General features: G+C 60.0%; 16 protein-coding genes. 7 read left to right on the top strand and 9 right to left on the bottom strand.

Going from position 1 to position 19,062, the window contains the following annotated elements:
- Positions 1-7 precede the first annotated feature (7 nt).
- From ugpE to QD461_RS20940, 3 genes are all read left to right on the top strand, one after another.
- Positions 8-856, top strand: a complete 849-nt coding sequence (gene ugpE / locus QD461_RS20950; protein ID WP_184705425.1) for a sn-glycerol-3-phosphate ABC transporter permease UgpE — start codon at positions 8-10, stop codon at positions 854-856.
- Positions 856-1,935, top strand: coding sequence for a sn-glycerol-3-phosphate import ATP-binding protein UgpC (locus QD461_RS20945; RefSeq protein WP_414089481.1), 1,080 nt, complete (start codon positions 856-858; stop codon positions 1,933-1,935). Before ugpE ends, QD461_RS20945 begins: the two co-directional genes overlap by 1 nt.
- Before the next feature lie 565 nt (positions 1,936-2,500).
- Positions 2,501-2,923, top strand: a complete 423-nt coding sequence (locus QD461_RS20940) for a PAS domain-containing protein (RefSeq protein WP_414089480.1) — start codon at positions 2,501-2,503, stop codon at positions 2,921-2,923.
- A 131-nt stretch (positions 2,924-3,054) separates the two neighbouring features.
- On the opposite strand, the gene QD461_RS20935 is transcribed toward QD461_RS20940, so the two are convergent.
- Both QD461_RS20935 and QD461_RS20930 read right to left on the bottom strand, forming a co-directional pair.
- On the bottom strand, positions 3,055-3,360 hold the full coding sequence (locus tag QD461_RS20935) for an I78 family peptidase inhibitor (RefSeq protein ID WP_414089479.1): 306 nt from the start codon (positions 3,358-3,360) through the stop codon (positions 3,055-3,057).
- A 156-nt stretch (positions 3,361-3,516) separates the two neighbouring features.
- Entirely contained in the window at positions 3,517-4,536 is a 1,020-nt protein-coding gene (locus QD461_RS20930; RefSeq protein WP_414089478.1) for a substrate-binding domain-containing protein, read from the bottom strand.
- A gap of 107 nt (positions 4,537-4,643) precedes the next feature.
- Here QD461_RS20930 and QD461_RS20925 point away from each other — a divergent pair, with 107 nt between their 5' ends.
- From QD461_RS20925 to QD461_RS20910, 4 genes are all read left to right on the top strand, one after another.
- Complete coding sequence (locus QD461_RS20925; protein ID WP_414089477.1) at positions 4,644-5,837, top strand: phytanoyl-CoA dioxygenase family protein; 1,194 nt, start codon at positions 4,644-4,646, stop codon at positions 5,835-5,837.
- Positions 5,838-5,842: 5 nt separating this feature from the next.
- Positions 5,843-6,652: an SDR family oxidoreductase gene (locus QD461_RS20920; RefSeq protein WP_414089476.1), complete on the top strand. Its 810-nt coding sequence runs from the start codon at positions 5,843-5,845 to the stop codon at positions 6,650-6,652.
- Between the two features lie 223 nt (positions 6,653-6,875).
- A complete protein-coding gene (locus QD461_RS20915; protein WP_414089475.1) occupies positions 6,876-9,233 on the top strand; it encodes an Orn/Lys/Arg decarboxylase N-terminal domain-containing protein in 2,358 nt (785 codons plus the stop codon).
- 21 nt (positions 9,234-9,254) lie between these two features.
- Positions 9,255-9,815 carry an N-acetyltransferase family protein gene (locus tag QD461_RS20910; RefSeq protein ID WP_414089474.1) on the top strand — a complete coding sequence of 187 codons (561 nt, stop codon included), beginning with the start codon at positions 9,255-9,257 and terminating at the stop codon, positions 9,813-9,815.
- Positions 9,816-9,867: 52 nt separating this feature from the next.
- Here QD461_RS20910 and chrA read toward each other — a convergent pair whose 3' ends face one another.
- The 7 genes from chrA to QD461_RS20875 all read right to left on the bottom strand — a co-directional run bounded on the left by chrA (position 9,868) and on the right by QD461_RS20875 (position 19,062).
- On the bottom strand, positions 9,868-11,097 hold the full coding sequence (chrA, locus tag QD461_RS20905) for a chromate efflux transporter (RefSeq protein WP_414089495.1): 1,230 nt from the start codon (positions 11,095-11,097) through the stop codon (positions 9,868-9,870).
- Positions 11,098-11,310: 213 nt separating this feature from the next.
- Positions 11,311-12,930 carry a GMC family oxidoreductase gene (locus tag QD461_RS20900; protein ID WP_414089473.1) on the bottom strand — a complete coding sequence of 540 codons (1,620 nt, stop codon included), beginning with the start codon at positions 12,928-12,930 and terminating at the stop codon, positions 11,311-11,313.
- Complete coding sequence (locus tag QD461_RS20895; RefSeq protein ID WP_414089472.1) at positions 12,927-14,456, bottom strand: FGGY-family carbohydrate kinase; 1,530 nt, start codon at positions 14,454-14,456, stop codon at positions 12,927-12,929. Before QD461_RS20895 ends, QD461_RS20900 begins: the two co-directional genes overlap by 4 nt.
- Positions 14,457-14,489: 33 nt before the next feature.
- A complete protein-coding gene (locus QD461_RS20890; RefSeq protein WP_414089494.1) occupies positions 14,490-15,308 on the bottom strand; it encodes a class I fructose-bisphosphate aldolase in 819 nt (272 codons plus the stop codon).
- Positions 15,305-17,053, bottom strand: a complete 1,749-nt coding sequence (locus QD461_RS20885) for an FAD-dependent oxidoreductase (RefSeq protein WP_414089471.1) — start codon at positions 17,051-17,053, stop codon at positions 15,305-15,307. The genes QD461_RS20890 and QD461_RS20885 overlap by 4 nt, the downstream gene beginning before the upstream one ends.
- A 12-nt stretch (positions 17,054-17,065) precedes the next feature.
- A complete protein-coding gene (locus tag QD461_RS20880; protein ID WP_414089470.1) occupies positions 17,066-18,061 on the bottom strand; it encodes an aldo/keto reductase in 996 nt (331 codons plus the stop codon).
- On the bottom strand, positions 18,058-19,062 hold the full coding sequence (locus QD461_RS20875; protein WP_184705398.1) for a sugar-binding transcriptional regulator: 1,005 nt from the start codon (positions 19,060-19,062) through the stop codon (positions 18,058-18,060). The genes QD461_RS20880 and QD461_RS20875 overlap by 4 nt, the downstream gene beginning before the upstream one ends.

Here is a 19,062-nt window from a genome sequence, read left to right as displayed (position 1 = left end):
GGCGCCCATGATCGAGAACCGTCCCATCTCAAGCCTGATCAGCCATTTGATGCTCATTATCGGCATCCTGATCGTCGCACTTCCCATCTATTATACATTCATTGCCTCGACCCACAGTTCCCCGGATATCATCCGGCCGCCAATGTCGCTTGCTCCCGGAGGGCACTTCCTCGACAACTACGCCGAGGCGATGGGCGGTGGCGTGGAACGTGTCGTCGGCGTCAGTCTGGAGCGGCTGCTGTTCAACTCGACCGTGGTCGCGCTTGCGATCGCCATCGGCAAGATCGTCATTTCCTTCCTCTCCGCCTTTGCGATCGTCTTCTTCCGCTTCCCCTTGCGGATGGTGTTCTTCTGGATGATCTTCATAACGCTCATGCTGCCGGTCGAAGTGCGCATCCTGCCGACCTACAAGGTCGTCGTCGATCTTGGCTTGATCGACACTTACGCTGGTCTAACGCTGCCGCTCATGGCGTCGGCCACGGCGACTTTCCTCTTCCGGCAATTCTTCCTGACGATCCCCGGCGAACTCGTAGAAGCGGCGCGCATCGACAATGCCGGCCCCTTCCGCTTCATGCGCGATATCCTGCTGCCGCTCTCGGCGACGAATATTGCCGCACTCTTCGTCATCCTCTTCATCTACGGCTGGACCCAGTATCTCTGGCCGCTGCTCGTCACCAATGATGCGAAGATGGACACGATCGTCATCGGCCTTCGACGCATGGTGGACTTCACCGATGCATCGACCCCTTGGAACTATGTCATGGTGACTGCGATCCTCGCGATCATCCCCCCCATTCTCGTCGTGCTGCTGATGCAGCGCTGGTTCGTCAAAGGCCTTGTGGAGACCGAAAAGTAATGGCTGAGATCACCCTCAACAACGTCCGCAAGTCCTATGGCACGGTGGAGGCGATCAAGGGCGTTTCGCTCGACATCAAGGATGGCGAGTTCGTCGTGCTCGTCGGCCCCTCGGGCTGCGGCAAGTCCACGCTGCTGCGCATGATAGCCGGCCTTGAAGGCATTACCGGCGGCGACATTCAGATCGGCTCGCGCAGGGTCAACGATGTGGAGCCGGCCGAGCGTGACATTGCCATGGTCTTCCAGAACTATGCGCTCTATCCGCATATGACGGTGCGGCAAAACCTTTCCTACGGCCTCAAGAACCGCAATACGCCTGCAGCAGAAATCGACCGTCGCATTGCCTCTGCTGCAAAAACGCTGGAGATCGAGCAGTATCTCGACCGCAAGCCGCGCCAGCTTTCCGGCGGCCAGCGGCAACGCGTCGCGATGGGCCGGGCAATCGTGCGTGAGCCAGCCGCCTTCCTGTTCGACGAACCGCTCTCGAACCTCGATGCAAAGCTTCGCGGCCAGATGCGCATCGAGATCAAGCGCCTGCAGCGTGCGCTCGGCACGACGAGCGTCTACGTAACACACGACCAAATGGAGGCGATGACGCTTGCCGACCGGCTCGTCGTCGTCAATGCCGGCCGCATCGAACAGGTGGGTACGCCGATCGAACTCTACGAAAAGCCGACAACCACCTTCGTAGCAACCTTCATCGGCTCGCCCTCGATGAACTTGCTGCCGAGCATGTCGGCAGCCGCCAGCTGGTCCCTCGCCGCTCATGTATCGCCGCAGGGCAATTTTACGCTCGGCGTGAGGCCGGAAGATCTGGCGCCGGTTTTCCCGGAAGGCAAGCACTTCGACTTTGAGACCACAGTGCAGATCGACGGTATCGAACTGGTCGGCGCGGAAAGCTTGTTGCACGGCAAGTTGGCGAATGGGGCAGATCTTGTTTTCCGCGTCTCGGGAAGGGCGCGCAATGAAATAGGCGATATGGTGAAGATCGGTGCTAACGCAGATGCCCTTCACATTTTCGATGCGAACGGCCAGCGACAGCAATCCGGCATAGCTGACAGCGCTAAAACTGGCTCATAATACGCTTCCCGGGTGAGTCGCGAAATCCGTTCATTACGGCAACCTGAGGATCTTCCCGCTTAGACCCTGCTGCGAGCCGTGACTCTATTGCGGCCGGAGGCGCACCGTATCAACGATGGCGCTGCGAACCAACGTCTCCAGAAAAATCACGACGGCATCTTATGGATGTATTTATGCTTTCAAAATACAATCAGAATGTCTAGTGTGGAAGTATAACAACGCCCATATCCCAACAGACACAGCTTCGCGAGATGGCAATGCTTCATGATCTTTCAGCTCTCGCTATATTGGCACGATTTGAGGGAGGCATCGAGGTACCGCCCGACTTTGCATTGCAGCAGCCTCCGATAACGACGTTGCACCGCCATCTCATCAATTTGTGGTCAACGGTCCCAAGAACCTCGCCGAAGAGACGTGTCATGGACTTGGCGGCGGTCAGCTCCGGCGTTGTGACAGCACTTGAGCAATTACAAGCGATTTTCGAACGCGCGAGCTTCTGACCCGCTTGACCAGACCTATAACGATACTAAGCTATTGATGATTCACGTCAGTGGGGGGACGTTAGTTGAAGCAATCGCAGCCGCTTTTCATAGCGGATATATCGGGAGCAGCCGCGCCAGAGGCTGGAATATATACGTGGGATATAGAAAAGAACCTGGTCTTTGCCGATGCCGCGTTGGCTAGCCTGTTCGGCCTTGACCCTGCGGAAAGCGCTCACGGATTGCCCATAGAGGCGTATCTCGATCGCGTTCATCCTGAGGATCGCCCACCGCTGGCGAAGGTTATTCATAACACAATTGTCGCTGAAACGCCCCAGCAATCCACATACCGCGTTCGTGACAAGAATGGGGTCTATCACTGGGTGGCAGCTTTCGGCAGAGCCTTTCGAGACAGGGCAGACAACCCGACGCTATATTCGGGCATCGTGGTACCGGCGACCCAGGTCGAGCGCAATGGGCAAAACAAGCAATCGGCTAATGACACCTAGCTCGCGTCATCTGTCGGGCTAATAGCTGCCTTCCATTGGGCGACAAGGCTTATTCCGCCCCGTCCACCATCGAAAGATGCAGGCTACTCTCTCTGGGCGGGACGCGCCGGCAAGCAAGGCCTTTGGATCAGCTATCCGCAATAGGCTCGGATAATCCTGCGAGTTTTTGGATTGGTTTCGATGGTCACACGCTCCTGTCGATAATCCATCGTCACGCCTTGTCCCGGGTTGATCTGGCGCACGATCGAGGCGCCTGTTAGCCGCCGCGCCGCGCCATCCATCACGCGCTTCTTGCCTATGAGCGCCTTGGCGGCATCCCCGCGGCATATTCCCGGTGCGGCCTTAGGCTTTGCCTGCTGTGCTTCACCTTGGCTGCCCATCAACATAACGAGAGCCAGCGCCAGGGCACTAGCGGCAAAAAGTTTCGAACGAACCATCAGAGCAATTCCTTTCTCAAATTGCGATCGCCGGCCGATCCGGGCATTTGAGCGCGAAGCCACCGGTCGAGAGCGTGAAAAACCTATCCTGATGCAGGCATGATGTCATCGCCGGAAATCTCCTATTAGTTGCCGGAGGCGCACTGAGATCGCCGATCAAAGCGTCGGCTCGAATGGTGTAGCGATGGCGACCCTCGACGGCGCAACCTGGAAATCGGGCGGCAACATCCGGTGATAAGCGAGCATGAGCTGGCAGGCGCTACGGGCATCGTGGCGCAAATCATGGTGGATGACGAAGGTGATCTTGCCGGCAGCGAGCAGTCCGATATTATCCTGATCGAGATCATGGGCGGCAAAGACGCAGCAATCGCGTCGGGCCTCCGCAAAAGCCTTCAATATCGCGCGGTTGCCGCCGCCAGCCGAATAGACGGCTCGAATGCTCGGTTCGCATTCAAGCGCATCGTGGACGAGGCGCTCCGTCGCCCGATCGACACCGAAGCCCTCGGAAATTCCTAGAACCGAAAGATGAGGAAAGCGCTGCGCAAGCAGATCTCGAAACCCATGTTCGCGCTCGTCCTCCCCAGCAAAGAGCCTGCTGGACAACGTCACCAGCACCTTGCCTGGCCTTTCGCCCGCCATGCGCCCGAGCAAATACGCAGCCGTCGCTCCCGCGACGCGGTTGTCCATGCCGACATAGCCGATACGCGCATTTTCCGGCAAATCGGTCACCAGGGTGACCACCGGAATCCTCGCCGCCATGAGCTGGGCAGCAGATTCGGCGATGGCAGGCGTAGAGGCCGCTTTCAGAACGACACCGTGGCTGCCGCGACGGCGTATCGCACGCAGGATCGATAGAAGCTCCTGCTCGCTCATGGTTTCGGCAGCGTGAAATCGCGCAAGAAACGAGGCGGGCCGCATGCCGGGCAATTCCGCCTCGAAGGCGTGGCGTACCGCTGTGGAGAAACGCTGCGGCGTGTCCATGACCACGTCGATCACGAGACGCTGTCCAGCGAGGCCGGACTGCATGTATTGCCGTTCCAGTTCCGATATTGCCGCTGCGACGCGCGCCCGGGTGACTGCGCGGACGCCATCGCGTTCGTGCATCACCCGGTCGACAGTTGCGAGGCTAAGGCCGGCCTGCAACGCGATATCTTTCAGCGGAAAACGCGACTTCATCGAGGTTCCTTCTGAGGTGTTTTTGAGGGGTCTTGTACCTTTTTCATAGGGTGCATCGCGGCTACGATCAATGCCTAGGTCCAACGTCATTTCGGGAGGAGATCACCATGGACGCTCAAACGCTCACAAGTCGCCGTAGCCAAAAGGTTTGGCTGTCTGCCGATTGCGGCAGCCTCGACACCTTCAAATCCCTCGTCGAGAAAACCGCCACGTCAACAGACTGGCCCTTGGCCGCGGACGTCAGGAAAAATATCCTCATTTATGAGGGCGACCAGGTTCGACACGCGGCTGGTGTCGAAGACGAACGCCGTGCCCTGACGGCTGAGTGGGTCGAAGCCTTCACCTCCGGCCCCGGTATCATCGTGATAAAAAACGCCATGCCGGATGTGGCAGTCGTTGATCGCGCGACCACTGTGTTCGAAGCCATCGTCCGCGAGGAGAAAGAGAAGGGTAAAGGTGCCGGCGATCATTTTGCCAAGCCGGGCGCGAACGATCGCATCTGGAATGCGCTCGAGAAGCATTGCCTGGCGGATCCGGTGAATTTTGCCCGCTACTACGCCTCGACTGCCATTGCCATGGTATCGGAGGCTTGGCTCGGAGCAGGCTACCAGATGACGGCGCAGATGAATCGCGTCAATCCAGGTGGCACGGCGCAAAAACCCCATCGCGATTATCATCTGGGCTTCATGTCTCCGCAGCAGATGCAAGCCTATCCCGGCCATATCCATGCCGTTTCGCCGCTTTTGACGCTGCAGGGCGCGGTTGCGCATTGCGACATGCCGCTCGAAAGCGGCCCAACATTGTTCCTCCCCTACTCTCAGACCTTCTTTGAAGGCTACATCGCTTTCGGCCGTCCGGAATTTCAGGAGTATTTCGCGGAACATCACGTGCAATTGCCGTTGCAGAAGGGCGACGCCGTCTTCTTCAACCCGGCCGTCATGCACGGCGCAGGCAACAATGTCTCGAAAGACATCTATCGCATGGCCAATCTTCTTCAGGTCTCCTCGGCCTTCGGCCGGGCGATGGAGAGCACCAACCGCAATCGAATGGCCGTGACCGTCTATCCTGCCCTTATCGCAGCTCTCGCTGCAGGCGCACTGAGCCGTGCGGAGGTTGCCAATGTCATCGCTTCAACGGCCGAAGGCTATGCCTTTCCCACCAATCTCGATAGCGACCCGCCCGTCGGCGGCCTTGCGCCGAAAACCCAGGCGCGGATCATGGCGGACGCTATCGACGCCGGCATGGACGCCAAAGAGTTCGCAGAGTTGATCGCCGCCCATGCGGCACGCAAGGAGGCTTGAGATCCGTGAGCAGACTGGATGGAAAATTCGCCGTCGTAACCGGCGGCACGCAGGGGCTAGGTGCTGAAGTCGCTCGCCTCTTTGCCGAGCGCGGGGCTACAGGCCTGACGATCTGCGGCCGCAGCACGGCCAAAGGGGAAGCTCATGCACGCGAGATCAGTGATCGATACGGAATTCCGGTCGCATTCGTCACGGCCGACCTCGGCCAGGTGGAGGATTGCCGCAAAGTCATCGCGACAGCGGTCGAGAAATTCGGCCGCATCGATGCACTCGTCAATGTCGCTGCCATCACCGATCGCGGCACAATCCTCGACACGGATCAGGACCTGTTCGATCGCATGTTCGCCGTCAACGTTCGGGCGCCGTTTTTTCTGATGCAGGATGCGATCAAGACCATGATCGCCAACGGCATAGAAGGCACGATCGTCAACATTTCCTCGATGTCGTCGATGGCGGGCCAACCCTTCATCAGCGCCTACTGCTCATCCAAAGGAGCGCTTGACACCCTGACCCGGAACACGGCCTTCGCGCTGCTTAGAAACCGCATCAGGGTCAACGCCCTCAATATTGGCTGGATGTCGAGCGATGGCGAGGATCGCATTCAGCGCGAATATCATGACGCCGATCAAGATTGGCTGACAAGGGCGGCAGCCGAGCAGCCATTCGGCCGGTTGGTCTCCCCTGCCGAGGTTGCCCGGGCGGTCGCCTATCTTTCCTCGGAGGAATCCGGGCTGATGACAGGTGCCACGATCAACCTGGACCAATCTATCTGGGGTGCATACGAAGGGTCGCCGCATCCACAGAAAGCGATGTGAGGCGGCGCCCGTTTGGCGCTGATACGACGGGGATAGCTACAAGGGGATTTTGCTGGGCCGTTGCAAGCCTTGAGAATCATGAAGCGCTGTCATTCGATTGCCTACTAATTCTGCCGGAGTGCCCTCTTCTCGCTGGCGCCGTTTCCGGCGCCCGAAGATCTGTCACATCCATGTCATGAAATACGTCGACACCTCGTCCCTGGTTTTAAATGCGGGTACCGAGATGGATTATTTCAGACGCTTCAACTTTCTGTTCGCAACGCCGGCCTTCGACAGCGAGGATCTGGAGGGCGCCCGCTACAATCAGATCGTCGAGGAGATCGAGCGCTCAGGCTTCGAGGTCGTGCGTGCTCGCAATATCGAAGACGCGGAGATCGCCGTCCAGACGGACGCCGCCATCGGCTGCATGCTGGTAGACTGGGGCAAGAAGGGACTTGAAGGCAAGACGGCCTCCCTCATCAATCTGATGCGCCGGCGCGGCCTCGAATTCCCGATCATCCTTTTGATCCGCCGCAAGCGTTTCGAGGATGTGCCGGTCGAAGTGCTTGATTTCATCGACGGCTATGTCTTCCTCTCGGAAGAGACGCCAGCCTTCATCGCCAAAAGCCTGATCAGCCGGCTCAAGCAATATGCCGAGACGCTGAAGACACCGTTCTTTGGCGCACTGGTCGATTATGCCGAGGAAGGCAATCAGCTCTGGACCTGCCCTGGGCACAATGGCGGCATCTTCTACAGCCGCAGCCCGATCGGCCGTGTGTTCATGGAACACCTCGGCGAAGCGGTATTTCGTGACGACCTCGACAATTCCGTGCTCGATCTTGGCGATCTTCTGACCCACGAGGGTCCGGCGCTCGCGGCGCAGAAAGAGGCGGCCAAGATTTTCGGCGCCGAAAAGACCTACTTCGTCCTGAACGGCACCTCCACGTCCAACAAGGTCGCGCTCTCAGCGCTCGTCACCGATGGCGATCTCGTGCTGTTCGATCGCAACAACCACAAGGCCGCCCATCACGGCGCGCTGATGATGTCAGGCGGCATTCCGGTCTATCTGCCGACCAGACGCAATGTCTACGGCTTGATCGGCCCCGTGGATTTTGCGGCTATGGACGAGGAAGCTCTGCGGGAGCGCATCCGTACCCATCCGCTTGTCAAGGATCCGGAAGCGCACAGGAAGCAGCGCCCCTTCCGCGTGGCAGTGGTGGAGCAGTGCACCTATGACGGCACTATCCACAACGCCGAAATGATCCTCAAGCGCATCGGTCATCTGTGCGACTACATCCTGTTCGACGAGGCCTGGGCCGGCTTCATGAAATTTCATCCGCTCTATGCCGGTCGCTTCGCCATGGGCCTTGCCGAACTCGGCCCGGACGCGCCCGGTATCATTGCCACGCAATCCACCCATAAGCAGCTCGCAAGCTTCTCCCAGGCCTCGCAGATCCACATGAAGGACCGGCACATCACCGGCCAGAAGCGCCGCGTCGAGCATCGACGCTTCAACGAAAGCTTCATGCAGCACGCTTCGACCTCGCCCTTCTATCCGCTGTTTGCCTCGCTCGACGTCGGCGCGCAGATGATGAAGGGCCGTTCGGGCGAAGTTCTATGGGACGACACGATCCGCCTCGGCATCGAGCTGCGCAAGAAAATCCGCGCCGTGCGCCGCGAATTCGAAGAGAAGGAACAACGCGCAGAGCGACGCTGGTTCTTCGAGCCTTTCGTGCCGGATCGCGTGGCAATCCCGGATGTCTCGGGCGCTGGCGCCGTGCACGACGTACCTTGGGAGAGCATCGCCACCGACCAGCTTGCGACCAATCCGGCCTTCTGGCACCTGACGCCCGACGCTGCGTGGCACGGATTTGCCGGCATGGAGCCGGGCTTCGCAATGACGGACCCGAACAAGCTCACCTTGCTCACCCCCGGCTTCGACCGGGCGAGTGGGAAATACACCGAGCACGGCATTCCTGCCCCGGTGGTTGCGCAATATCTACGTGAAAACCGCATCGTCGCCGAGAAGAACGACCTCAACTCGCTGCTCTTCCTCCTCACGCCCGGCGTCGAGGCAAGCAAGGCCGGCACGTTGATCAGCGGCCTGGTCGCCTTCAAGAAGCTCTATGACGACAACGCCCTGTTGGAAGAGGCTATTCCTGAATTCTATCGCCGCCGACCGGGCCGCTACGCAGGCGTAAGGCTGCGCGATCTCTGCACGGACATGCATAATTTCTTCCGCCAGGCCAATGTCAGCGCGCTGCAGACGTTGCAGTTTTCCGCAGCCCACCTGCCGCCGATCGCGCTCTCGCCCCATGATGCCGCACGCTGCCTGGTGCGCAACGATGTCGATTACCTGCCGATCGACGCCATCGCCGGCCGCATCGCAACGACGCCATTCGTGGTCTATCCGCCGGGTATCGCCACCATCGTGCCGGGCGAGCGCCTGACGGATGAGGCAAAACCCATGCTCGACTATCTCAAGATGTTCGAAGCCTGCTTCAACATTTTCCCCGGCTTTGAAGTCGAGATTCAAGGACTCTATCGCGAGATTGATGAAACCGGCCGCATCCGCCTCTATACTTACGTCGTTGCGGAATAGGCCGGGAATTCAGGTTCGATCATGGAGCAGAATAGAACGATCGTCATTCGCCCTTCGCGCGAGACCGACGTCGATGCCATGTTGGCGATCTATCGTCGCCACATTCGCCGCGGTGTCGAAGATGGAGTGGATGACAACGACACGCCGCAATCCGACGACCTCAAGGACCGGCGCAAAAACCTCAGGAATCGCCGTTTCCCTCATGTCGTCGCGGTTGAAGGTGAAAAGGTCGTTGGCTACGCCTATGTGGTATTGTTCCGCAAACGCCCGGCCTACCGCTACACCGTCAAGCATTCGATCTATGTCCATCACGACCATATCGGCCAAGGTGTCGGCAGCCTGCTCATGCGCGGGCTGATCGACGCCTGCGCGGCCGCCGGATTCCGGCAGATGATCGGTTACATCGATGCAGACAACGTCGCCTCGCTCACCCTGCACGAGCGCTTCGGCTTCGTGCAGGTCGGCCTCTTGCCGGCGGTTGCCTATCGTTACGGTCATTGGGCCGACACGGTGATGGTTCAGCGCTCCCTAGGCTCCGGCTCGACCACGCCGCCACCGCCACCGCCGCTTTCAACCCGATAATGAGTAGCTCCAGGGATCTCGTGACGTGGACTGGCTTCTTTTGAAGCGTCGCTCAGACCATATGTGCAGCAGCGCCGCTCGCCGCCAATAGAAAAACGACGATCCAGGGCGGCGTTTTCCAGACGGTGAGCAACAGAAAGCCCGCCAGCGCCAAGGCGAAATCCTTCGGCGAAAGCACCGCTGATGTCCAGACCGGGTTGTAGAGCGCGGCACCAAGGATGCCCACGACGGCGGCATTGGCCCCACGCATGGCCGCCTGCGCCGTCGGCCGAAGCCGCAACGCATCCCAGTAGGGAAGCATGCCGTAGACCAACAATATCCCCGGCAGGAAGATCGCAACAAGGGCGATCGACGCACCGGCGAAGCCGTTGGGTTCCGGCCCCACGATTGTGCCGAGGTAGGCCGCAAACGTGAACAGCGGCCCCGGCACCGCCTGCGCCAGACCGTAACCGGTCAGGAAGGTTTCGTTCGTCACCCATCCCGAATCCACCACTTGGGCCTGCAACAGGGGAAGGACGACATGTCCTCCTCCGAATACCAACGCCCCGGAGCGGTAGAAGGCATCGAACAGCGCAATCGCTTGGTAACTGTTTGTCATCGCGAACAGCGCCGGGAGGACCAGGAGGACTGCAAATGCGACAAGAGCTATAGCTCCCCCGCGGCGCGATACCGGAAAGTGCAGGCGGCTTGCCGATGTGAAAGACGGTTCGCCTCGACAGAACAAGAGCCCACCGACCGCTCCAAGAGCGATGGCACCCGTTTGACCGAGCGTTCCACCGATAAAGACGACAATCGCAACGGCCGCAAGAGCGATGGCGGCCCGCCCCCGATCCGGCGTCAGGGTTTTTGCCATGCCCCAGATCGCCTGGGCAATCACCGCGACAGCGACCAGTTTCAATCCATGCAGAACGCCAGTAGATGCCGCTCCGGTGAAAGTTGCCGTGCCCACGGCAAAGGCGAACAGGATCGCAGCGGACGGCAAGGTGAAGCCGAGCCACGCCGCCAACCCGCCAAGCAGCCCGTTGCCGCGCAATACACCGAGCGAAAATCCGACCTGACTGGAGGCTGGCCCCGGCAGAAACTGACAAAGAGCTACGAGATCGGCATAACCTTCCTCATCGATCCATTTTCGCCGCACAACAAGCTCGTCACGAAAGTAGCCCAGATGAGCGATCGGACCACCGAAGGAGGTCAATCCAAGCATGAGGAAGACGCGAAGAACCTCACACGGCGAGCCCCTTACTGTTGGTTCGTCTACCAAGGCATCGTCATGCGCATTCATCATTTCCTCTTGAACTTGCTCGCTCGTGTGACCCGCGCATGATATCCGATCGTCTCGATGCCCCATCATCTCGCCGATCAGCCCACGACCACTCCTCATGGCTCAGTAAATCCGCTTCACGGCGCCTAGGTCTTTGCTCTATTCGCTATCGCTCCGATGAGCTAGCATTGTCAAAATACGTTATCGATAATCGATAACATGCGGCAACGGCACTTAGCTCAAGATCATGTCGGCCGCTTTCTCCGCGATCATGATGACCGGTGAATTGGTGTTTCCCGAGACGATTTTCGGCATGATCGAGGCATCGACCACTCTCAGCCCGCCGATACCATGGACGCGCAGCTGTGAATCGACGACGGCATCCTCGCCGCTTCCCATCTTGCATGTCCCAACCGGGTGGAAAATGGTCGTAGCGATGTCGCCTGCCCTTCGCACCAATTCCTCATCGCTTTGAAACTCGGGGCCTGGCAGCATCTCCCTCGGAGCGAACTCCGAAATCGCTCTGGCCTGCATAAGACGACGAGCATGACGAATGGAGCGCGCTGCCACGATGCGATCCCCCGCCGTCGAGAGATAGTTCGGCCTTATCTCCGGAGCCGATGAAGCATCCGGCGCGGCGACGTGGACCGTACCTCGGCTTTCAGGACGGAGATTGCAAACGGAGACGGTGACGGCGGGATAGCGGTGCAGCGGTTCGCCCAGCCTGTCCGTGCTAAGCGGCTGAACGTGATATTCGAGATCGGCCGTCGCCACCGCCGGATCGCTTTTCGCGAAGATGCCAAGTTGGCTCGGCGCCATGGACAGTGGGCCAGAGCGGCGGAAGGCATATTCCAGCCCCATGCCAGCACGAGCGAAGAGATTATGGTAGAGCTGGTTCAGCGTTTTCGCCCCCTCGATGCGAAATACGGTGCGGATCTGCAAATGATCCTGCAGATTTTCTCCAACTGCTTTCAGAGAATGTATGACCTCGATGCCGATATGCCGCAGCAGTTCGGGTCTGCCGACCCCCGAGAGTTCTAGTATTTTCGGCGAATTGATCGCTCCGGCCGAAAGGATGACCTCGCGCTTTGCTCGCACCTCGTGAACCCTGCCATCCAATCGATACCGGACGCCGCTGACGCGACGCGCCTCAAACAGCAGCGTTTCCGTTTCCGCGCCTGTCAGCACTCTAAGATTGGCCCGCTTCATGGCAGGGCGCAGAAAGGCCTTGGTGGTGTTCCAGCGTAGTCCGCCGCGCTGATTGACCTCGAAATAACCGGACCCTTCGTTGTCGCCATCATTGAAATCGTCGGTCTTCGGAATGCCAAGCTCCTCTGCCGCATCGCGAAACGCGTCGAGGATCGGCCAGGAGAGGCGCTGCCGCTCCACGCGCCATTCGCCGCCTGCACCGTGAACCTGCGACCGACCGCGATAATTGTCCTCCGACTTCAGGAAATAGGGGAGAATGTCATCCCAGCCCCAGCCGACATTGCCCTCCTGCCGCCAGCCATCATAATCGGCAGCCTGGCCGCGCATATAGATCATGCCATTGATCGATGAGCAGCCTCCGAGGAGCTTTCCCCGCGGATAGGGAAGCGAGCGGCCATTGAGGCCAGTTTCCTGCTGCGTCTTCATCATCCAATCCGTGCGCGGATTGCCCATACAGAAGAGATAGCCGATCGGGATATGCACCCAATGATATCGATCGTTGCCGCCGGCCTCGAGCAAAAGAACCCGATTTGCCGGGTTGGCCGACAGGCGATTGGCAAGAACGCATCCCGCCGATCCCGCTCCGACGATGATGAAATCGTAATCGCCGGCATCGGCGACTGCATTGTCAGAGGACGCGCTCACGCTGCCGCTCCTGTCGCCGAAGGCAGCGATGAGGACAGCCGTCGCCAGATCGGTGCCATTGCCGTCAGGATGTCGTTATAGAGGCCATAGCGTCGCTCGTAGTGGCTTTGAAGATGCCCGTTCGGAACGTAGTTCCGCTCGACCCGCACCATGGACGCCGCGCCGGCCGCGAAATCCGCAAAAACTCCAATCCCCGTTCCTGCGGTGATTGCAGCGCCGAGCGCACCGGTTTCCCGCGAACGGGCGATCGAGACCGGCAAACCCAGCACATCGGCGAATATTTGCGGCCAAATCAGGCTGCGCGAACCGCCACCGGAAAGCACAGCTTCGTTGAAGACTGCCCCCGCTTGCCGCATCGTCTCAATATGTTGTCGATGGCCGAAGGCGACGCCTTCCAGCACGGCACGAACGAGATGCCCCTTCGTATGCCAACCGGCAACGCCATAGAAACCGGCGCGGGCATTGCCGCTTTGTTGCGCACCATAAAGGAAGGGATGATAGAGCGGATCATCCCCAGCAGGCTCGATGCCGGCGGCCAGATCTCCGCACAAGTCGAAGGGCGATCGGCCGTCCAGCGAAACATCCGAAAAGAACTCCCGTACCAGCCATTCGAGATTGGCGGCCGAGGTGGCGCTCGATTCGATCGCCATATAGCGCTTGCGGTCGAAGGTCGAGGACATGAACACCGGCCCGTCGAGCCGCGGCGTATCGACAATCACCTGATTGATGCTCCAGGTGCCGGCGATGATCGAGGCCGCCCCAGTGCGGGTGACACCGGAGCCGATGGCGGAGGCGACAACATCGAAAAGACCGCCGACGACAGGCGTTCCGATGGCAAGCCCGGTCAGTGCTGCTGCCTCCGCTGTGACGTGCCCCGCAATATCGGAGCTTTCGATCAAGGGCGGAAGCAGTTCCATGCAATCACCGAGGCCATAGACTTCCATCAGACCATAGTCATAGCGGCGATCGACGACATGGAGCAGCCCGCATCCGGTCATATCGGAGACTTCGCTGACACGAACGCCGGTCAGGCGATTGACGATGAAATCCTTGCATAGGAAAACCGTGCCAATCCGGGCGAAGGTTTCCGGCTGGCGGCGCTTCAGCCAGGCAAGCAATGTCGGCGTCTGCGATGGCCAGGGCCGCTGCTGGCCGATCGGATAGGTGCGGTCACCCACACCTTTTTCCTGCCATTCCTCGACGAGGCCAACGGCGCGCGTATCCAGAGACTGGATGCCCAGCAAGGGACGGCCTTCGCGATCGAGGGCGTAAAGCCCGTTTCCGTGGCCTGCACAGCCGACGGCAACAATGTCTCCGGGCGAAACTCCAGCCTGCTCGATGCAGGTGCGGATAACCTTACCGGCATTCGCCCAGAGCTCATCGAGCCCGCGCTCTACATGTCCGGGGCATGGCATGCGGCTGTGCCCCTCCGCTGACGCTGCCGCAATTTCGTTGCCCTGCCGGTCAAAGATCACCGCCTTGATAACCGTGTTGCCGGCGTCGAGCCCCAATAGATATTCTGCCATCCCGTACCCCTCCCAAGGCCCCAAGTCTTACTATCAGGCGCGCTGATAGAGCGCGAAGGCTTCCTCGCCGCCGACATCGTCATGAATGATCGCCATCAATCCGCGCACGACCGCACTCGGATTGGCATGCTGATAGATGTTGCGGCCGTAGACCATGCCCATCGCGCCCTGCCGCATCAAGGCCGCCGACTTCTCAAAGACGTTGCGCAGGTCTTCCTTGCCGCCGCCGCGCACCAGGACCGGGCAACGGGCCGCTTCGACCACCCTGTGAAAATCCTCGGCGTTGGTGGTCGGATCGGCCTTGACCACATCGGCTCCCATCTCGCGGGCAAGCCGCGTCAGCGTAACGATCTTGTCCGCGTCGCCATCGACCATATAGCCGCCAGCCGTTTCGACCGGCTGCATGACGAGAGGCTCGATCATCAAAGGCATTCCATATTTGTCGCAGTCGGCCCGAACCCGTGCGATGTTCTGCACGCATTGGCGAAAAAGGTCCGGCTCGTCGGGGAGCATGAACAGATTGACGACGACGCAGGCCGCATCCATCTCGATCGCGCCGATCAGCGGTTCTGCCTCATTCTGCAACACAGCCCACATGTTGCGGTGACGTGTGCGGTTATAGGGATTTCCCATATCGACGCGCATAACCAGCGCCGGCTTGTCCCTGGCGGCAAGATCTTGCAACAGGTCGGCCTGACCGTAGTTCATCTGGATCGCATCGGGTGCCGCCGCCACCAGGGCATTGACGACCGCCGGCATGTCTTCAAGGCCATTGAGGAAAGACGGTTCGTTGCAGACGCCGTGATCGATTGCGACATCAAGGCAGCGGCCGCCATTGAACAGCCGGTTCATCCGGACTTTGCTGTTGTTTCGCATTCCATGCTCCTTTGTTCGTTCCGTTCGGAAAGAGTGCTCTCGGCGACGCCGTGGCGCTCGCGCAAGAGAGTGAGAAAACGGGTTCGCTCGGCGCTGCGCTGCGCCGGGGTCCAGGCCTTTTCCGTCGCCAGCAGATCGAGCACGGCGTCCATCATCTGCGCAGAAAGCGCGCCTGAAATCGCAAGCGTCGTCCGCCGCAGCAGAAGATCGTCCAGATGCTCCGCCGCTTCGTTGCGGATGAGGAAAATCAGCTCTCGCTGCGAGTAATCCGCATGCGGCATGGGCAGATCGGGTGCCATGGCAATAAAGCCGGCGATTGCTTCCGCGTGCGTGCCGTAACGGCCGAAAAGCGTCGCCATGCGGCTACCAGGAATTCCCTTTTCGGCGGCCACTTGCGCGATCCAGGCAGCGCGATCCAGCGGGAACCTCCGCCCGCCGCCGATTTCCCGGTCTGCCGTCGAAATGCGACGCTGCTTCCCCAGCCGTTCAAGCGCAAGATCGGCGGCAAGCTCGCCAAAGGAGCGAAACGTCGTCCATTTGCCACCGATCATGCACAGCACCGAGGGGTCGCCATCATCCCCGTCGACAATCGTACAGAAATGATCGCGCGGGATGCGACCTGTAAAGCTGTCGGTACTTGCCGGCAGAGGACGGACGCCGGAGAACTGGAAGCTGATCTCTTCCGGCCGGATCGTGATCCCGGGCAGAACGAAGAACAGGGACTGCAATATGTAATCCCGCTCATCCGCCTCACAGCGTACGCTCCCCGGGTCATCGACCCGGATGTCGGTCGAACCCACCAGAACCTTGCCGAGATAGGGAAAGAGGATGCAGATGCGGCCATCCTCATTCTCGTAATAGATCATGTGGCCGGCCAAGGCGTCGTAAAGTGCGGCATTGTCGATGATGAGATGCGAACCCTTCGTTCCACCCATCAAGGGGGATGTCTGCGTTTCGGGTTTAAGGAGAGCCTCGTTGGTAATGTCGATCCATCCGCCTGTTGCGTTGATGATGAGAGTGGGTTCGATCGTTGCCGATGCTCCGGCGATCGTGTCACGGATGAGATAACGCCCCTCACCCGTTCTCCGGATTTCGGCATAGTTCAGAGCCCGCGCCGCCGATCCCGCAGACAAGCCGTCGTCGAGTAGCTCGATGCCGAGCCGCTCCGGATGACTGACCCAGGCGTCGTAATAGGTAGCCGAACTCCTGATGTCGGAATTGAGCGCCGGCCATTTGGCGACCGTGCCGCTCCGACCGCGAAACTGATGGCGCGGCATCATGGCCCGCTTGCGCGTCAAGAAATCGTAGATGCTGAGACCGACCTTGATCGCAATCGCACCGCGACGGCTGGGACGGCGGGACAGGCCGAGAAAGCGAACCAGGCCATTTCCCAGGCCGGAGAAAATATCGAAGACCGGCACGGTCGTCGGCAGCGGCGCCACATAATGCGGCGCGTTGCGCAGCAGCCGGTCGCGTTCGGCAAGCGATTCCTGCACCAGCTTGAACTCGCCGTTTTCAAGATAGCGAAGGCCGCCATGCACCATGCGCGACAGTGCAGCGCTGGCTCCCGAACAATAGTCGTGCTTCTCGACGAGGAGCACGTCGAGCCCCTGAAGCGCCAACTCCCGAAAGGCACTGATGCCATTGATGCCGCCGCCGATGACACACACGTCCATCTTCGGGCTTCGGCGAAGCCCGTCCAACGTTTCTTCACGATTCATGATGGCGATCCGTTACCTGTCCATATCGGTCAGCTTCGCTGAAATGGCTGCCTCGATGGCTGATTGATCATCCGCATCCAGCCGGATGGTCCCGGCCCGAGCGTTGTCGAGCGCCTGCGCAGGATTGCGGGCTCCGCAAAGCGCGAAAGTGACGCCGGGTTGGGCAAGTGTCCAGGCGATGACGACTTGAGCGATACTGGCCTCGTGCTTATCGGCAACGGGTCGGATTGCCTTTGCGAAAGCCTGCGCCTTGTCACGGTTCGAAACGGAAAAGCGAGGATTGTCCCGCCGTTGATCGTCACCGGAGAAGATCCGCTCCGGCCCGACGGTGCCGGACAAGAGCCCGAGCGCCAACGACGAATAGCTGAGAGTCGAAATCCCGTTTGCCCGCGTCAGCGGCAGCAATTCGCTCTCGATCTCCCGATCGATCATGCTGAAGCGTTCCTGGATGGCATCGAGGCCATCGGCCGATATATAGGCCTCCAGCTCAAGCGCGCTGACATTGCTGGCGCCGATCGCCCGGATCTTGCCGGATGCCTTCAGGTCTTCAACCGCCCTAACCGTCTCCTCGATCGGAGTCGTCGGATCCTGCCAGTGGGTGATATAGAGGTCGATGTAATCGGTGCCGAGGCGCCGCAGGCTCTCCTCGACTTCGTGGAAAATCGCATCGCGGCCGAGATAACGATGAACCGGCTTGCCGTCCTGATCGAAGAAATGCCTGCCTTTGTCGGTATGCCACACAAGGCCGCATTTGGTGGCGATCACGGCCTTGTCGCGGCGGCCGGCAAGCGCCTTGCCGACGATTTCTTCCGACCGCCCGAGACCATAGGCCGGTGCGGTATCGATGAGCGCGACGCCGGCGTCGAGCGACGCGTGGATCGCCGAGATCGATTCCGTCTCGTCCGTTCCGCCCCACATCCAGCCGCCGATCGCCCATGTTCCAAGGCCGACCGCCGATGCGATGACGCCGGATTTTCCGATCTCGCGTGTCAATTGCTGGCCGCTCATACGTGCTGCCCTTTCCCGGTTGCGAGCGCCAGAACGCGGGCACCTGTCGCTTCGTCCGTGACCAGCGTATCGAGATGATGGCCACGCATGACGCTGAGGATCGGGCCTGCCTTGTTCGGCCCACTCGCCACACCGATCTTCGTCGGGATCGAAGCGAACTCCGGAAGGGTGAGCGAGACCAGCGATCGGTTGAGGCTGTAATCGCAAACGCGACCTTCGTCATCGAGCAGATGGGCAAGCAATTCGCACGAAGCACCGGAACGCTCTATCGCCGCGCGGTCCGTGCTCGAGGATGGATGGAGGTCATAATAACTTGAATCGTCGGAAAGAATGGAGCCGATACCGACGACGGCAATTTTGGCCTCCCGCGCCTGTTTGAACACATCGGCGACGGCGCGCATGTTGATCAGCATGTCGCGCTCGGCCGCACTGTCGGCAAACAGAGGCGCATGGATCTGGAAAGAGTGTCCGCCGAGACGATCCGCCATCAGCGTCGAGACGTGATTGACATCCGTATAGTGCTTGCCCTGAACGCAGCCGGTCGCCGGGATTACCGAGACATCAAAAGGTCGCGGTGCCTGAAGGCCAGCGACGACGGCACTGACGCCCTTGCCGCCGGTAATGCAGATCGTATCGCCATCCGCGATATGCTCGACAAGCAGGCGGGCCGCCGCCTCGCCGACGGCCTGCAACGCCGTCTGCGGATTGTCCGACACGGTCGGCACCACGATGGCACGGCTGATGCCGCCGAGCGCGAGAAGCTGCTCTTCCATGTCGACCAGGGGCTCGACGGGGGACTTGATCTTGATCTCGACGAGGCCGAGCTGGCGGCCGCGCTTGATCAGCCGGTTGACCGTCGCATGCGAGATGCCGAGCTGATCGGCGATCTGAGCCTGCGTCAGACCTTCGAGAAAGTGCAGGACGAGGGCTTGGTGCATCTGGCGCGCGATGACGATTTCTTCTCGCGGCGCAGATGGGGCTTTCGGCTTTGCAAGGGGCAT

It is taken from the genome of Rhizobium sp. BR 314 (genome assembly GCF_047445805.1).
GTDB lineage: Bacteria > Pseudomonadota > Alphaproteobacteria > Rhizobiales > Rhizobiaceae > Rhizobium > Rhizobium lusitanum_B.
Note: the sequence above shows the minus strand (reverse complement) of the source record. Positions and strands in the feature narration are given on the sequence as shown.

Bases quoted from the DNA above. Each gene is read 5' to 3' on its own strand.
- ugpE (WP_184705425.1), top strand. From the start codon at position 8: ATGATCGAGAACCGTCCCATCTCAAGCCTGATCAGCCATTTGATGCTC.
- QD461_RS20945 (WP_414089481.1), top strand. From the start codon at position 856: ATGGCTGAGATCACCCTCAACAACGTCCGCAAGTCCTATGGCACGGTG.
- QD461_RS20935 (WP_414089479.1), bottom strand. From the start codon at position 3,360: ATGGTTCGTTCGAAACTTTTTGCCGCTAGTGCCCTGGCGCTGGCTCTC.
- QD461_RS20930 (WP_414089478.1), bottom strand. From the start codon at position 4,536: ATGAAGTCGCGTTTTCCGCTGAAAGATATCGCGTTGCAGGCCGGCCTT.
- QD461_RS20925 (WP_414089477.1), top strand. From the start codon at position 4,644: ATGGACGCTCAAACGCTCACAAGTCGCCGTAGCCAAAAGGTTTGGCTG.
- QD461_RS20915 (WP_414089475.1), top strand. From the start codon at position 6,876: ATGGATTATTTCAGACGCTTCAACTTTCTGTTCGCAACGCCGGCCTTC.
- QD461_RS20910 (WP_414089474.1), top strand. From the start codon at position 9,255: ATGGAGCAGAATAGAACGATCGTCATTCGCCCTTCGCGCGAGACCGAC.
- chrA (WP_414089495.1), bottom strand. From the start codon at position 11,097: ATGAATGCGCATGACGATGCCTTGGTAGACGAACCAACAGTAAGGGGC.
- QD461_RS20895 (WP_414089472.1), bottom strand. From the start codon at position 14,456: ATGGCAGAATATCTATTGGGGCTCGACGCCGGCAACACGGTTATCAAG.
- QD461_RS20890 (WP_414089494.1), bottom strand. From the start codon at position 15,308: ATGAACCGGCTGTTCAATGGCGGCCGCTGCCTTGATGTCGCAATCGAT.
- QD461_RS20885 (WP_414089471.1), bottom strand. From the start codon at position 17,053: ATGAATCGTGAAGAAACGTTGGACGGGCTTCGCCGAAGCCCGAAGATG.
- QD461_RS20880 (WP_414089470.1), bottom strand. From the start codon at position 18,061: ATGAGCGGCCAGCAATTGACACGCGAGATCGGAAAATCCGGCGTCATC.
- QD461_RS20875 (WP_184705398.1), bottom strand. From the start codon at position 19,062: ATGCCCCTTGCAAAGCCGAAAGCCCCATCTGCGCCGCGAGAAGAAATC.